Source organism: Mucilaginibacter pedocola (assembly GCF_002013915.1).
Taxonomy (GTDB): domain Bacteria; phylum Bacteroidota; class Bacteroidia; order Sphingobacteriales; family Sphingobacteriaceae; genus Mucilaginibacter; species Mucilaginibacter pedocola.
Genome location: NZ_MBTF01000036.1, coordinates 157,188 through 173,148, shown reverse-complemented (window position 1 = coordinate 173,148; position 15,961 = coordinate 157,188). Strand labels below are relative to the sequence as shown.

Annotated in this window: 9 protein-coding genes; all 9 read right to left on the bottom strand. The window is 47.1% G+C overall.

Going from position 1 to position 15,961, the window contains the following annotated elements; genetic code table 11:
• Nucleotides 1-403: 403 nt before the first annotated feature.
• On the bottom strand, nucleotides 404-1,180 hold the full coding sequence (locus BC343_RS31715) for a LuxR C-terminal-related transcriptional regulator (protein ID WP_143822348.1): 777 nt from the start codon (nucleotides 1,178-1,180) through the stop codon (nucleotides 404-406).
• A gap of 215 nt (nucleotides 1,181-1,395) precedes the next feature.
• Nucleotides 1,396-2,253 (bottom strand): glycerophosphodiester phosphodiesterase family protein, encoded by an 858-nt coding sequence (locus tag BC343_RS25435; RefSeq protein ID WP_078350629.1) that lies wholly within the window; start codon nucleotides 2,251-2,253, stop codon nucleotides 1,396-1,398.
• Between the two features lie 19 nt (nucleotides 2,254-2,272).
• Nucleotides 2,273-4,306: a glycoside hydrolase domain-containing protein gene (locus BC343_RS25430; RefSeq protein ID WP_078350628.1), complete on the bottom strand. Its 2,034-nt coding sequence runs from the start codon at nucleotides 4,304-4,306 to the stop codon at nucleotides 2,273-2,275.
• A gap of 54 nt (nucleotides 4,307-4,360) precedes the next feature.
• Nucleotides 4,361-5,896: a RagB/SusD family nutrient uptake outer membrane protein gene (locus BC343_RS25425; RefSeq protein WP_078350627.1), complete on the bottom strand. Its 1,536-nt coding sequence runs from the start codon at nucleotides 5,894-5,896 to the stop codon at nucleotides 4,361-4,363.
• Nucleotides 5,897-5,919: 23 nt separating this feature from the next.
• Nucleotides 5,920-9,243: a SusC/RagA family TonB-linked outer membrane protein gene (locus tag BC343_RS25420; RefSeq protein ID WP_078350626.1), complete on the bottom strand. Its 3,324-nt coding sequence runs from the start codon at nucleotides 9,241-9,243 to the stop codon at nucleotides 5,920-5,922.
• Between the two features lie 424 nt (nucleotides 9,244-9,667).
• Nucleotides 9,668-10,549, bottom strand: coding sequence for a hypothetical protein (locus BC343_RS25415; protein ID WP_238381867.1), 882 nt, complete (start codon nucleotides 10,547-10,549; stop codon nucleotides 9,668-9,670).
• A 16-nt stretch (nucleotides 10,550-10,565) separates the two neighbouring features.
• The gene (locus tag BC343_RS25410) at nucleotides 10,566-11,816 is read right to left on the bottom strand and encodes a YdcF family protein (RefSeq protein WP_078350625.1); all 1,251 of its coding nucleotides are present in this window, start codon (nucleotides 11,814-11,816) and stop codon (nucleotides 10,566-10,568) included.
• Between the two features lie 212 nt (nucleotides 11,817-12,028).
• Nucleotides 12,029-14,092, bottom strand: coding sequence for a beta-L-arabinofuranosidase domain-containing protein (locus tag BC343_RS25405; protein WP_078350624.1), 2,064 nt, complete (start codon nucleotides 14,090-14,092; stop codon nucleotides 12,029-12,031).
• Between the two features lie 9 nt (nucleotides 14,093-14,101).
• Complete coding sequence (locus BC343_RS25400; RefSeq protein WP_078350623.1) at nucleotides 14,102-15,940, bottom strand: glycoside hydrolase family 2 protein; 1,839 nt, start codon at nucleotides 15,938-15,940, stop codon at nucleotides 14,102-14,104.
• Nucleotides 15,941-15,961: the final 21 nt, after the last annotated feature.

Here is a 15,961-nt window from a genome sequence, read left to right as displayed (position 1 = left end):
AGGGTATAGTAAATAATTAACCAGCAGTGGCCATGATCCGGCAATTGTGATATTGAAGGCATTGCCTTTGTGCTTCGGTGTGTATCAGGCTAAACAAATACTGTCGTGGTAAACCTTAAGGGCTTGTCACAAAGCATTTGCAAACAGTTAGGATCAGCTAAAAAAAGAAATTCGAAAACAGCAATTACCGGGATGTGGCCTTTGCTAAATAATAAGGCGTACAGATATGGTATAAATTGTCATATTGTGTAGGTTTTATTTAATAAACAGTAACTAACAGCGGCTAAATTACTAACAAGCAATTTGTTATAAATGAGAATAACCCTTATTAATTACCGTAAAAATACGGGGGTATCAAAATGCAAAAAATACCTAAAGGTAGGTATTTTTTGCGCGCCCATACTTATATCCAACCTTCATTAATAGCTTTACTTACAAGCTCTACCGGGGTTTTGGCAGCAGCCTTGGCTAATATATTTTTACGGTGGGTGCTTACGGTGTGCAGGCTTATAAATAACCGCTCGGCTATTTGCCTGGTGTTATTACCTTCTACTATACATTTTAAAACTTCGCGCTCGCGTTTGGTAAAAGGATCTGCCGATCTTAGGAGCAAACCGGGGCTCTGAATATTGTAAAAAGAAGGTTCGCCATCTAAACCGATAAGGGAAAAACAGGGTATGCCTTCGGGTTTGATATGCGATATATCGGTATGGACGTGGAAACTGTGGTAAAAATTCTCGCCGTCATAATTGGAGGCCACATATTGGATAAGGATACGGTTATACCCATCGCTTTTGTTCCTGAGCCTCAGGTCGTACTGGGCCTTGTAGTTCTTGATCTTTTCTACAGGCAATCGCTTAAAAAAAGTAATGGCCTGTGCTTCGAATCCGAGGAAATAGGGCTTATCATCGGGATGAATGCGATCCATAAAACTGTATATATCAACCTCATCGGGCCGATATCCCAAAACCTCTTCTACTTCGGGGCTAACGTAGGCGATCTGGCCTTCGTAAATATTGAACAATAGGTAGTAATAGTTGCCGGCCTGGAAAATATTGAGCAGCCGCTTATAAAATCCGATGCGCTGTTGTAACTCGGCAGTATCAGACGCGTTGGCCTTCCCAACTGTTTCCCATAACCTTTTTGCAGAGCCATAAAAATCCGGGGGCGTGGTTTTCATAGTTTTTAATAATAAGATCAGATCGGTTTAGATAATAATTTGTGTTGTAAGATAATTTATTATTTCAAATAATATATACGAATAAATAGGCGACCGGATCTCTATCACCTATTTGTTACGCACGCTCCTGCCGATACCTCCGTTAAATAAAAAAGGCCGATAAAATGCATTATCACATTTTACCGGCCTATGCTACTAACAATTGCCTGTCCGAATTATTTGTGCAGTTTGCGCGCCCGCAAAAACTCTATCATTTGTTTGGGGCGGTCGGTTTGAATAAAAGTAGCACCATGGTTTATCAGCCATTCCCAGCTATCTTTGGTGTTGCCATCCTCTACGGCCAAGTCGTCTTCGTGCCCGTTGTTCAGTGATGCCCAAAGCGAGTTAAGCCAAACCCGCGAACCCTTATCAGTAATGAATTTGTTATTGGCCAGTACCGATGAAGTATCCGACCTGAAATTCATTTCGAAAGCGTATGGCTTCATATTCTGCAGGTAATCTACTATGACCTGTTTAGCTTCAGGCTTATCCAGGTTTACTATAGGCATGTAAATGATACTGTCTATCAACGTTCCGTATTTCTGCTTCAGCTCACGGTAAGTAACTTCTGCCTTAAATATGGCTTGCTTTACTGTGCCTGTTTTTTGCAGCACGGCCAGCGCCTCGCGATAGTATGAGTAGCTTTTATCCAGATTCACCTTTACGGGTTTACCTTTCAGCGCCAGCATTACTTCTTCCAGCGTGGGTATTTGGTTGCGCGTTACGCGGCCAAGCCCGTTGCGCAAACCGAATTTTCTGATCTGCTCGAAGGTATAGTCTGATGGTTTGCCTTTGCCGTTGGTGGTACGGTCAATCGTTTGGTCGTGCATGATAACTACAACGCCGTCGCTGGTTTTGGCCAGGTCAAGCTCTACCACATCTACACCCATTGCTGCGGCACTTTCAAAGGCACGCAGGGAGTTCTCGGGGTTGTTGCGCCAGTCGCCGCGGTGGGCCACTACCATTATTTTGTTTTGCGCCAGCGCCACGGTAGCATTTACCATAAGTGCAGCTAATATTATCCTGAATTTCATTTTTGTTTCTGTTAATGTGTTATTTCATATCTGCCGACGATACCCATTGGTTAGTGGTACCCCAGCTCGTATTTGGCTTGCTGCCTGCGCTTAGCACCAGCGTTCCTCCCTGCATAATTTCTTCATGCGTTAGCCAGTTGCGGCTAAGCGGTTTTCCGTTCAATGTTGCCGACTGAATATACCGTTTACCGGCACCATAATTAGCCACTTTTATAGTGAAAGCTTTGGTCCCACCCTTAAAAGACACCTCCGGAAATAGTGGTACGCTGAGATAGTAAACCGGCCAACCCGAACATGCCGGGAAAACACCTGTTGCCGCAAAAACATACCATGCCGACATAGCGCCCGCATCATCATCCATGGTGCGGATATAGGTATCAGGCGCGTTGCGGTATATCACATCCACAAAAGGGTCTATCCCGCGGCTATTATCGTTAAAGTAATATTGCACCACGGTATCGGCAGCGTACTTCTGCACCAGGTTTTGCGATTTATAGGGCTGCTGCGTAAAGTTGTACATCAACGGTGCCTGTATATCGGGCTCGTTGGCGTGGTTATAATAGTCGTTATCAAAAAACTCATCCAGCTGTTTTAGGTAGGCATCCTGCCCGCCGGCCAGTTCCATCAGTCCTTTATTATCAAATGGCACCAGCCAACGGTACTGCCAAACGGTACCCTGGTACATACCGCGCGCCGATACACGGTCGACATCGTTTTTGGTCAGATCCTTAAAATCCTTATTCCAGTACTCTTTATATTCCAGCGCTTTTTGCAGGTATTTACTGCTCAACTCTTCTTTACCCATGATGTGCAGTATCTGCGATAGCGCCCAAACATCGTAGCTCGATTCGAGGGCTTTATCGGGATGGGTAAAATCAAGCTTATTTACTTCGGCAGTGAGGGAATCAATTATCGGCGCGAACTCTACTTTATAGCCTTTGCGGTAAGCATCCAGCAATACCACAATGGCGTGTTCGGTACGTACCGTGTTAGATGGCTCGTGCTGGGTAGCATAATCTTTTTTGCTGAATTGGTACATGCGGGCTATAGAGCTCACCATATCCTGGTAACGTTTGGGGTACAGCATAGCCAGCAAAGGCAGTTGGGTGCGGTAATTATCCCAAATGGCCCATCCATTGTAGGCGGCGCCATTGGTATGCTGCAGGCTGCCATCGGTAGCGCGGTAGCTGCCATCGGTTTCGGAGATCAGATAGGGCGATTGCAGCGTGCGGTACATCAGCGAGTAAAATAGCTTCTGCTTCGCAGGGTCGCCTTTAACAGCGATCTGCCCAAGCACATTATCCCATGCTTGTGTTGCGCCTGCCGGAGTGGCCGACAAAGCTGCTAAAGCATGCTCTGTATCAACACTCGATATACCGACTATAATTTTGGCCTGAGTAGCATTATTGCTCAATTGCGCCAACAGTTTATGCGGGGCAACTTCTTTCAGCTGCACATCCGCAGCAAACTTTATAGCGTAATAAACACGGTATGTACCCACATTACAGGTAGTGCGCGAGTCTATCCAGCCACTGATGGTTTGGGCCGATACAGTGTGCTCTTCGGCAACAAAGCGATTGGCCAGCGTGTGGCTTAGGTCGATAGCGAAGCCTTTTGCCACATTTGCCGGGAAAGCATATTGCTCGGTACCGGTGTTTTTATTTACGGTGATCTGCGTTTTTATGCCGTTGGCAAAAGCAACTTTGTAATAGCCCGGGCCTGCGTTCTCTGTACTCTTTTCCAGTTTGCAGGCTTCGGCGTCGGTACCTGTAAAAGGCTTTATCAAAATATTGCCACCGCTGCCCTGGCAGCCTACGCCTTCAAAACGGTTATGGGTAAAACCTAAAAATATTTTGGCCTTATGCTCATAACCCATATGCAGTTTGGGGTAGGTTTGCGGGCCGATGCTTAACAAGCCGAAGGGAGAAGACGCCGCGGGCGACATTTGCCCATGATCGCCGCTGGAACCCATAAATACGTTCACATTTGCGGCTTGCTGTGCTTTAGAGGCCACGCAAACGCATAGTAACGCAGCAAGTAGTTGTAGTTTCATGAATATAAAATAAGTAAAAAGGAGGAAATTTCTTCCCTCCTTTTCTATTTGGTTTTAGTAACCGTCGTTTTGGTACATCTTCACCGGGTCGAGTTTGTACTCGTCGAATGGTATAGGGAAGTACCTGTCTTTAGTAGTAAAGTTGGCCAGTTTTGGAATACCGAAATCGGCCTGGCTTTTAGCTTTAAAGTACGCAACTAGTTCTGGCGTAGTAAAGGTGCGCAGCAAGTCGAACCAGCGGTGGTGCTCAAAGGCAAGCTCCACGCGGCGCTCGTGCAAAATGGCCAGTTTCAGATCGGTGTATTTGCTGCTGTAGGCAGGGTTGGCAGAGGCAACTGCGTAAAGCGGCATACCGGCACGGGCACGCACCATATCCAGGTACTGGATAGCGCCTGCGGCATCGCCAAGGTAATTGCTTACTTCGGCCAGGTTCAAGATCACATCGGCATAACGGATCAATATCCAATCGTTACCGCCGTAACCTAAGTTTGAGGCAGCAGCACTGGCATCCCTAAATTTGGTGATGAAGTAATCTTTCACGATAGGGTCATTAGCGTATTTAACCGAAAAGGCCATACGCGGGTCGCCGGTTTCGTAATCTTTGATCAGATCCGGCGTAACGTTACCACCCGACCCCGCCGATGGTTTCAGCGAGTTGATGGTTTCGCCCTTGGCCTGGTTGTTGGCCGCTATAGACGAGCTGTAGCTTGGGTCGCCTTGTTTGTTTACGATCTGCCAGATCAGCTCGGGGCAGGTAGATTTTTTAGCTACATCAAATACATCAGTATACGGGATGCTGCTCAGCGCGCCGAACGTGCGCACATTGTAGGCTGCCAACAGTGCATCTTTAGCTGCCGTAAGGTTAGCCGTACGGTTAGCCTGATCCTGCGTGGTGGCCATAGTTAAATAAACCTGGCCCAAAGTAGCGTTGATAGCTGCTTTTGAGGCGCGGCCAATACCGGCACCTGTTTGCAGGTTGGGCAGGTTGCTGTTCAAAGCATCCTTCAAGTCGGCAACGATCAATGCATAAACCGTTTCTTGTTTCTCGCGGAAGGTGTTAGCATTCAATTCATCAAGGTTGGTGAACGTAGCAGTTACCAGGGGTACATCGCCCCATGTACGCACCAACTCAAAGTACATTACCGCGCGTAAAAATTTAGCTTCGGCAATGTATTGTTGCTTCAGGTTGGCATCGGCAAAAGTTACCTTATCAATGTTATTAAGCACTACGTTGGCACGCGATACCGTATTGTATAACGATACCCAATGGCTTTTTAGGTAAGTGTTGCTTGGCAACAGCGAGAAGTCGCCGAATTGGAAGGGCTCGCCCGCGTTAGATTGGTTATCGTTACGGCCTGTATCATCAGAACGCTCATCGGTCCACAACCCGCTGTTTTCGCCAATGTTGTTGCTGCTGCGTAACGATTGGTATATACCATTTACAGCAGAAAGCACATCCTCCGGCGTGCGGAAAGCATTATTAAGCGCTACCGAGTTCGGCGGCGTTTGCTCCAAAAAATCTTTTTTACACGATACTATGGGTAACGATAGCAGGGCAACGCAGCTTATCGTAATTATATTCTTTTTCATCTTCAATTTCGTTTAAGTGGTTATTAAAATGTAACTCTCAAACCCAGGTTGTACGAGCGAACAAGCGGGTATACACCATAGTCAACACCAGGCGCAAGGTTTGTTGGCTGCGTGCTGTTACTGCTTCCGCTGGTGTAGTTATAATCTACCTCGGGGTTGTAACCTTTATATTTTGTGATAGTGAAGGCGTTTACAACCGTAGCAAAAATGCGCACATTGCTGATGCCTAACTTGGTATCAAGTATTTTTGGCAGGGTGTAGCCCAACGTGATGTTGTTACAACGCAGGTACGAACCATCTTGCAGGTAGAAGGTTGATAAACGGGTGCTGTTGCTTTGTGTACCACCCCTTGATGCACGGTAAACCACGCCATTGCCCGGTTGGGCAGCATTGCGGTAACGGTTAACTACATCAGCATATTGGTTGCCCGAGCCTTCCATGTTGTACAGGTAGTAGTCTTGGCCATCCAGTATCTGGTTGCCTTGCGAGCCGTTGAAGGCCGCGCTGAAGTCGAACTTTTTGTAAGTAGCGCTCAGGGCGAAACCGTAAGTAAAATCAGGGTAAGGGTTACCAATAACCGTTTTATCAAGGTCGTTCACTTTACCATCGCCGTTAGTATCTTCAAAATAAAGGTCGCCAACGTGCAGCGGGTTAGATTGTGAAGCCGAAGGAGCTACCTGGTTAATGTTTTCGGCAGTAACCATACCGGCAACTTTAAAGCCGTAGAACATACCCACCGGCTGGCCCTGCTGGGTAATATTGGTTAAGTACGAACGCTCGGCACCGTTAATAATGATGGTGTTGTTACCACTCAGTTTGGTAACCATGTTGCGGTTGAAAGAGATGTTACCGCTCAGGTTAAAGGTGAAATCTTTTTTGCTGATCACACGGCCATCCAACTGGAAATCGAAACCGGTGTTACGTATCTGCGAGTTACGCAGGTTGGTAAGCACGCTGGTAGAACCCGAAATTGCCGAGATAGGCTGGGTATACAATATATTGCGCGAGTTACTTAAGTAGTAGTTGGCCAATACTGATAAGCGGCCGTGGAATAAAGTAACATCGGCACCAAAGTTATACTGCGAGGTTGATTCCCAGCTCAGTTTTTCGTCGGCTATACCGTTAGAGTACGTACCCGATGCTACTGCAGCACTGTTGCCGAATACTACACCTGTAGGGCTCGATAAAGTTTGCAACCAGCCGTAGTTACCAATGTTGTAGTTACCGCTGCGGCCCCAGCTTGCACGTAATTTAACAGTTGATTGTTCGCCCAAAAGATCGTGGTAGAAATCTTCTTCCGACAGGTTCCAGCCGGCAGATACCGACGGGAAGTAACCGTATTTGTTTTGCGGGCCGAAACGAGATGAACCATCCACACGGAAAGTACCCATCAGGAAGTATTTGCCTGCATAGTTATAGTTTACACGGCCAAGGTATGATAAAAGCGTGAAGGCCGATTTACCTGTAGGCGCCAACCCGGTGGTACCTAAACCTTGTGCCAAACCTACGTTACCCTGGTACAGCCTGAAGAAGGCAGCATCAGCGCCTTTACCGGTGATCTCCTGGATGTTATCATTTTGAAAACCGGTAGCAATAACACTGATAATGTCATTGGTGTTCTTCTGCGCGGTGTAACCACCCAATACATCTAAATGGTGTTTACCAAAGGTTTTGTTGTAGTTAAGGGTGAACTCCGCCAATTGATCCAACATATCAGTAGTTTGAGCAGCAGCGGTAGCGGCAGCTATTGATTGCGGCGAGCCCGGAGGGTTGGCACCATTACTCAGGTTGGTTGGCAAGTAGTAGTCGTACTTTTCGTTGTACTTAGTAGCACCTACGTTTACTTTGAAGGCTAACTCCGGCAATATTTTGTATGTAGCGTTTGCATTGATCTGCGTACGGTAACCTTTACGGTTAATTTTAGTACGCGTTGCTAATGCTATAGGGTTCTCGATGCTTTGGAAACCATAAGCGGCCGATTGCGAGGCAGCAGCATTAGTGGCCAATGAACCATCGGCATTATAAGCCGGGAAGAATGGCATGTAGATCAGCGCACCCAATATAGGCCCGTGGTCAAAACGGCCTTCCTGTATTTCGCGGTTCTCGTTTTGCGTGTAGGCCACGTTAGCGCCAACGTGCAGTTTCTTGCTTACGTCGCCATCAACATTGGCGCGGAAGTTATAACGTTTTTGGCCCGATGATACGATGATACCATCCTGGTTTTGGTAACCACCGCTGATGTAATAACGCATATTTTCGGCACCGCCCGAGAATGATAAGGTATGGCGCTGGTAGAAAGCATTGCGGTACAATTCGTCCTGCCAGTCGGTGTTAACGGTTTGATGTATAAGCGATGCAGTGGGGAAATCGTACAAATAAGTTGGTATTTGGACGCTGCCTGCATTACCTACGTTGGCAACACGGGTTGCGTTGGGGTCGCTCATCATGGCATCGTTCCATACGTGGCCGGTGTTTTCCCAAAGGTCGCGGTAAGCATTGTTACGGCCATCGATCACCAATTGGGCAAACTCGTCCGAGTTTAGCAGATCTACTTTTTTGGCCAACTGGCTTTGGCCGGTTTGTACATCGTACTCAAATTTGCCTTTGCCTGCTTTACCTTTTTTAGTAGTGATCAATACCACACCACCCGAAGCGCGCGAACCGTAGATAGCGGCCGAAGCAGCATCTTTTAATATGTCTATGGTTTCGATATCTTCAGGGTTGATGAAAACATCGTTATTAGCAGGATAACCGTCAATAACGTATAAAGGGTCTGAACTTGCAATGAACGAGCCTACACCACGCACACGTATTTTTGTACCCTGGTAAGGCGCACCCGATGTTTGTGCGATCTGCACACCCGCAACTTTACCAACCAATGCCTGGCCAACAGTTGGCGCAACAAGGTTAAGCTCCGAAGCTTTTACGCTGGATATAGCGCCGGTAACATCGCTTTTACGCATGGTTTGGTAACCAATGGCCACAACCTCGGTAAGCATGTTTGATTGTGGCTTAAGCGATATGTTGATAGGGCCACCGGCAACGGTAACTTCCTGGTTAATATAACCTACAAAGCTAAATACCAATACAGCGCCGCTGTTAGCATTAATAGAGTAACGGCCATTAGCATCGGTACTAACGGCGGTAGTAGTACCCTTTACACGTACGGTAACACCCGGCAAGGGCTGTTTAGTTTCATCGGTAACTGTACCCGTAACCGTTTCGAATACGGCGGGCGTGTTTGAACGGGAAGCAGCCTGAACTGCGGAAGAAACTAACAACAGGATAATTAAGCTTAAACTGCCGAAAGTTCTTTTCAAAAGATCGAGGGTAATCTTTTTATTCATACTTTTAAATATTAGTTGTTGAAAGACTTATGCTGAGTTAATTGACAAGCGAATCACAGAACCGGACCATTGTTGGCGCAACTCCGGTTTTTGTGTTTTATGCCTGCCCTACGGAGAAAGATTTGTTGTAGTTTTTACATAGGCGAGTACTTAAAGGCGACGACGTTTTATTAATTTTTCACCAAAACAACACGCGGGGTATTTAAAAGATAATGTTGCCTTGAGTAGCTTGCAATAATGGCAACAAAAGTACCGCAGCTATCTTAACCCAATGGTTAATACAGGTTAATTTTCTATTAATAAAAGTTCGCCAATGTTAGCTTTGTGTAAATAATACACTATAGAGAAGAAACATTAAACGGCCCGGCAAAAACCCGGGCCATTTACTATATTACTGAAAACGAAAAGCTTGGTGATATACCAACTACCAGATGGTAGTAGTGTAGTTAACGTTGTTTTTGCGGGAAGATGTTACCGCGATACCTTTTGTTTTATCCAGGAAGGTGAAGCCCTCCAATTCGTCGGCGCGCTTATCAATATCTACCTGTTTTAGCACCTGCATCTGCCCTGCTTCAAGGGATCTTGCCATGTCGACATAAGTGAAGCGCCATTTGCGGCCTTCTATTTGGTTTTGGATGAGTACCAGTACGCCCTTATCGGCTATCCAGTGCAGGTTTTGCACCCATGGCGAGCAACTGAACTTTTTAACCAACACACCCGGCTCCGACGTTTTTTTGCAGGTGGCCAATTTTTCGGGGTCGTATAAACGCACCTCGTTGGCTTTGTTGCCATAGTCGGCAGTGGCCACGTACCATTTGTTGTTGTATTTTACATATTCGGGGCGGGTGCCTTGTATGCAGGCATCATCATCAATGGTGTTTATCAGGTTGCCATCAAGCGTGCCGGTCTTTTGCAGCCCTTCCCAGTTCACGTTATAAATAACGGCCTTCCATGCGGTACCTTCTTTATTTAAACGCACCGAGTTGCCAATAAACACCGGATCTTTGCCATTGTAGGCTATACCTGTTGGGTGGCCAATTACATCCTGCCCGTTCTCGGTAAGCTTTATTTGTTTGTTAAGGTAAACCAGTGTATCATGATCAAGGCGGTATTCGCGTATCATGCCTACTTCGCGGTCGCCGTATAAAAATATGCGGTTGCCCTGGCGCGATACGCCCTGGCATGCGCCCAGCGAATCTACCGAGGTTTCGCGGTCGAGCGTCATGCTTATTTCGTTACTTACAAATGCCGAGAGGGCAACCACTGCCATTGCGGCAGGTAACATCATTTTCCAATTCATCTTCATCTCTTATCGCTATTCATCATGGGTCCATTGGCTCATCGGCATCAATCTGCATCGATATGGCCAGCGGGTAAAATTCAAGTTCGGTATCTGATAAGCGTTTGCCCAGCGTGTATGGCACATACTTAAGCTCGTTCATGCAGCGCTTATCCATAGTGGTAATAAAATCGTTCTGGTACTTATCGGTAACAATAAGGCCCGGTTTGCTGAAAGGCATACCATAGCGGAAAGCCAAACGCGCATCGTTACGCAGGTTGGTGGTGGTATGGCGGGCATGCGGTTCAATAATAATAGCGTTGGCCGGGATGTGCAGGCGCTCGATCATGTACTTCTTCATCTCCACGGCCTCGTTGTACTTGGTTTTGTACGGATGCACATTACCTCCGGATACTACAATGAATGGCGCTTTACCCAGCAAGAATTTACGTGCAGCAGTACGGCAGCGCAGCATACCTTCACCGCTTAATGGCGTGCCGGGAACATCAGGCCCCGCGCCGGGCACCAATATGTGGGTATAAGGATAAGCCGCCCATTTAATAGTTTTTACCCTATCAGCAGCGGGCTTGTTTACGGTGGTTGCCATTGGTTCGTAATCGGCAGCGTTGCGGCGTTCGTTTACCTCGAGGTAGGTTAGCGCAGCATTCAGCGCAGGTTCGAAGAACAGGCTATTGGTGGTAAGGTTGTCAATTACCTCCGTAGTGCAATCGTACATCAATATGCCGTAACCACGGTTCTTCACGTTAAAGCTGATAGAATCGATAGCGGGGTAGTTCGCTTTTTTACCTTCTGCGTAAACAGCAATGGTATGGTTTACGGCAGCTGCGTCCTGCTCCCAGGCTTTTACTAATAATTCGGCACCGGTTGCTTTATACAAACCGTAAGTACCAGATGGTAGCAAATGAGCCGACACCAATTTACCCAGCGCATTACCGGGTTTGTATAAGGCGGTAAGCCTGTCGCTTACCAGTTTGATATCTTCGTCTGATAATCTCAGGGCAACTGGAAAACACAAAGCATCTTTGCACTCGGCCAGCGAACGGCGCACAGCATCGGCTCTGTTTTTAGAGAGGGTGGCTAAAGCTCCATCAGCCATTAATAATTTGGCAGCCTCTTTATCTTGCTTAATGAGTGTGAGCAGGTAATAGTTCTTGGCCATCACCCAATCGCCGCCCGATACAATTTTGTAGGCGGGGCTTGGCTCCTGTGCCTGTGCGGCAGTGTTGATGCAGAACGATGCTGCAAGCGCAGCACATAGTAGAAGTTTTTTCATGGCGGTGTTTTCCGGGTGCAAATAAGGCGTTTACTTATTAAATAAAAGTTAAGGATAGATTATTAACCGCACAAGGCCCGGAAGCATCAGGCAGCGACCATAAAACCATATACCACAAAAAAAGCGGGCCAGCTTTTCAGCCGACCCGCCCCTCATTTTAAATCTCAACTCTCTCTCAGTTAAGCTCTTTTTTGCCTGTTAAGTTAGGCAATTTATTTTACTACAGGGAAGGCAGATATACGCAGCCTTGCACCGCCCATAGGTACCAGTGTTAATTTTGTTGCAGCCTTATCGGTAGCAACAGGGCTTTGCGGTAACACGGCGCATAAGCCGGTTTGGTCAATAGTCCAATCGGGTATTTGCTTGCCTGTAGCAACCAATTCAATTGGCGCACCTGTATTAGTGAAAGGATTATTATCCTTTGGCCAGGCGCGGCGTACTACCTTAAACGATTTCTCGGGACGTTGCTCATCCAGCAGCAAACCGTAGTTCCATGCCGAAGCGGGGTGTATCTCGAAAGATGGCCACTTCTCCGGGTCGGCACCTGCTTGCCAGCGCGAATCGCCAATGGCGGTTTTCTTGCTATCTTCTTTAACGTATTTCTCGTCTATCTTCAACGAGTAGGTTAGCGGACCGTAGTTTACGCTTACGCTGTTTTTGTTTTTTGCCCACTCGCGCACCTTTATTTCCATTGGTAACTGCAGGGTTACCACATCACCGTTCTTCCAGGTCTTAGCCAGTTTCACGTAATCGCCCGCGGCATCAGCAACCTTTACTACCACGCCGTTTACTTTTACCGATGCACCTTTGCTCCATGCCGGTACACGCAGGTATAAAGGGAAGGCTACCGCTTTGGCAGTATTTACAGTAAAGCTAATTTGCCCTTCAAAAGGGTATTTGGTGGTCTCGGTTAGCGTTACTGCAGTACCATTACCCACTTTTGCGTTTACTTTACCTTCAGTGTAAAGCGTTGCCGCTAAACCATTATCAGGCGTAGCCATCCAGCTGTTCTCGGCATAATATACCCAGCCTGCGGCGTGGTTATGCTGGCAGCAGCGGCTGCTAAAGGGGTTCATCATCAGGAATGGCCCGCTGTTATCAATACCCGGGTTATGGTTTTTGCCATCGCTCAGCACCATGTTAGGAGCGGTTAAATAGCGCAGCGAACGGTAATCGGGCATAAAGGCAGCCGAAAAATCGTTAAAGGCTACATCTTCGCAATTCTCGGCCCAAAAGTTATCGCCGGTTATGCCCAGCAGCATTTGGTCTGATGTCATTTGCTCTACCATGCCGCAGGTTTCTACCGCCTGGCGCGGGTCATCATAACCTTTACGGGCATTTTCGTCGGCACCAAACATTCCGCCGGGTACCTGGCCATATATGGTACGTATCAGCTTAAAATCGTTATAGGTTGCGGCAAGGTCCTGCGGGTTTTTGCTTTGCAGGAAGAACTGTGCAGGCTCGCGGAAGCACTGCGCAACGTTTACATTATGCCAGTTGGGCAGATTGGTAGCCTGGCGCCAGTTGGCCGTATTTTTATCCAGTTTCTCAGCCAGCTCCAGCAGGAATTTATCGCCGGTGCGGTTATACAGCCAGTACACGCTGGAGATATTATCGCCGCCGCGGCTATTCTCCCAGTAATCTTCCAATAATTTACTATCAGGCAGGGCCAACTGGTATTTAAAATATTTGGTCATGAAGGGCAGCACGCGTGCATCTTTACTGTACTCGTAGTACGATTGCAGGCACCACAGCATCGGCATATTTGTCCACAGGTCGCGGTTACCGTTGTGTTCTACCGCAGGGCCAAAGTCGCCGTTATCACGCTGATTGTTCAGCACGGCATCTATCCAAAACTTGGCTTCGGCAATCATCTTTTTATCGCCCAGCATATAGCCGATGTTGGCGTAGCCTTTAAGCCAGTAAGGTAATTCCTCCCAGCCATACTCGCCTTTGCCTTCTTTGTTGAGCCAGGCATTATTGGTTTTTGATAGCCAAATGCTTATTTCGCCCAGGTTACCGGTGAGGCCCGCACGCTGCAATTCCAGCGCTTTTTTCAACCATCCGCCTGCTTGTATGCTACCTGTGGGCAGTTTAACCAAATAAGCGTTTTGCAAAGGAGCGCGGTTACCTACGTAGTTTGCATTTACAGCGCTGTTATCAATCTTTTTTACAGCAGCCGCTTTAACGGACTGAGCCGAAGATGTTTCCATCCCGGCCCAGTTTAATAATATCGATAAACCAATTAGCTTACCTATGTTATTTAAATAATTCATTCTTTAGTCTTATTTTGCTAATTCAGGGTTGTATAGCTTTATATTTTCGGCACGCAGCTTTTCTACCGGCATTTTTATGAATTTACGGTCGTAAGTAATAAAGCCATTCACTTCACCCTCAACATCGGTTGTTTGCGTGTAAACAGCTGCCGATAAACCCAGCTTTATCAATTGTTGTAAACGATCTGTAAAAGTAGTGTAGCGCTTCAACACATCTTCGCCATTCTTGAAGTTTTGGTAACCCCAGTTTTTGTTAGACTGCCAGTTATGGCCCTCTACCGGCCAGCCAAGGCCGCCAAACTCGCCCAATACTACTGCTCTTGTTTTGCCAAACAGTTCAGGGTCCGGCATGGCGGGGTGCGGGTAATTGTGCAAATCCACAATATCGCCGGTCACATAAAAGTTACCGCCGCTGGCGCTGTTAATTAATCGCGAAGGGTCGTTCTTCTTGGTCCATTCGCTTATTTCAACAGTTTTAAACTGGCCCCATGCTTCGTTGAACGGTGTCCATACCACAATGCTTGGGTAGTTGTGCAGTTCTTTCATAATTGCAGCCCACTCTTTGCGGTAGTAACCTTCAGATTCGGGCGTACGGGCTTTATCGCTACCCTTGTCTATTATACCGGGGCGGTTTTCCCAACCGTTGCCCAAGTCGCCGCTTGGCATGTCCTGCCAAAGCAGCATACCCACTTTATCGCAATAAGTGTAGTAACGCGCAGGCTCCACTTTAATGTGCTTGCGTATCATGTTAAAGCCCATAGCGCGTAGCTGGTCAATATCGTATATCATCGCCTCTTCTGTTGGCGGGGTATACAAACCATCCGGCCACCAACCCTGATCCAACGGGCCGTACTGAAACACAAATTTATCGTTCAGCATCATGCGCTGTATACCGTGCGCATCGGGCGCCATTGATATTTTGCGCATGGCAAAATAGCTTTTCACCTCGTCAACCGGTTTATTGTTGCGTACCACGCATACCTTCAGATCATAAAGGAAGGGGCTGGTTGTAGACCACAGCTTAGGGTTGGCAATGCTTAATACGGCGGTTGCACCGGCGTCAACAGTTTTCTCGTCAACTACGGTTTTGCCATCGTAAGCGGTAATTTTTAATTTGTCGCCGGCTTGTGCGTTAGCAACATCGGCAGATATGGTTAAGGTTTTATCGTCAATGTTAGGGGTTTGTTTAGTAGCGTCGATGTGTGTTTTGGCAACGCCTTCCAGCCAAACTGTTTGCCATATACCGGTAACCGGTGTGTACCAGATGCCTTCAGGTTTTTTTACCTGTTTGCCGCGTGGCTGCGGCCCATCGTCGGTTGGGTCCCAAACGCTGATGGTGATATCCTGCTTACCGCCTTTTAGGTAAGGGGTAATATTAAAAGTAAAGGGGTCGAAACCGCCTTCGTGTACGCCTGCGCTTTTGCCGTTCACAAAAACTTCGGTGCGCCAGTCAACAGCGCCAAAGTGCAGCAATACATCTTTGCCTTTAAGGGCTTTATTTAGGGTGATGCTGGTTTTATACCAAAGCATGCTATCCTTACCAACGGTTTTGCCAACGCCCGATAGTGCCGACTCAACAGCAAAAGGCACCAATATTTTGCCGGAATTAACGGCGGGAAATTTTTGATCTTTCGGAACGATGGTGTAGTTCCATAAACCATTAAGATTTTGCCAGTTGCCCCTTACCAGTTGTGGCCTTGGGTACTCAGGCAGCGGTGCTTTAGGATCAACTTTTTCGGCCCAGGGAGTAATAATTTTGTCTTTTATTACATGCCAGTCGCCTTGCTGGGCGTTGGCCTGCAAAAAGGCAGACAATGCGAGAGATAAACAAAGTGTAATTTTCTTCATTGCAGATAATTAGCGGTTATT

What these genes read in the sequence shown, in the direction of transcription:
- BC343_RS25425 (WP_078350627.1), bottom strand. Translation starts at nt 5,896, where the DNA reads ATGAAAAAGAATATAATTACGATAAGCTGCGTTGCCCTGCTATCGTTA.
- BC343_RS25405 (WP_078350624.1), bottom strand. Translation starts at nt 14,092, where the DNA reads ATGAATTATTTAAATAACATAGGTAAGCTAATTGGTTTATCGATATTA.
- BC343_RS25410 (WP_078350625.1), bottom strand. Translation starts at nt 11,816, where the DNA reads ATGAAAAAACTTCTACTATGTGCTGCGCTTGCAGCATCGTTCTGCATC.
- BC343_RS25420 (WP_078350626.1), bottom strand. Translation starts at nt 9,243, where the DNA reads ATGAATAAAAAGATTACCCTCGATCTTTTGAAAAGAACTTTCGGCAGT.
- BC343_RS25435 (WP_078350629.1), bottom strand. Translation starts at nt 2,253, where the DNA reads ATGAAATTCAGGATAATATTAGCTGCACTTATGGTAAATGCTACCGTG.
- BC343_RS25415 (WP_238381867.1), bottom strand. Translation starts at nt 10,549, where the DNA reads ATGAAGATGAATTGGAAAATGATGTTACCTGCCGCAATGGCAGTGGTT.
- BC343_RS25400 (WP_078350623.1), bottom strand. Translation starts at nt 15,940, where the DNA reads ATGAAGAAAATTACACTTTGTTTATCTCTCGCATTGTCTGCCTTTTTG.
- BC343_RS25430 (WP_078350628.1), bottom strand. Translation starts at nt 4,306, where the DNA reads ATGAAACTACAACTACTTGCTGCGTTACTATGCGTTTGCGTGGCCTCT.
- BC343_RS31715 (WP_143822348.1), bottom strand. Translation starts at nt 1,180, where the DNA reads ATGAAAACCACGCCCCCGGATTTTTATGGCTCTGCAAAAAGGTTATGG.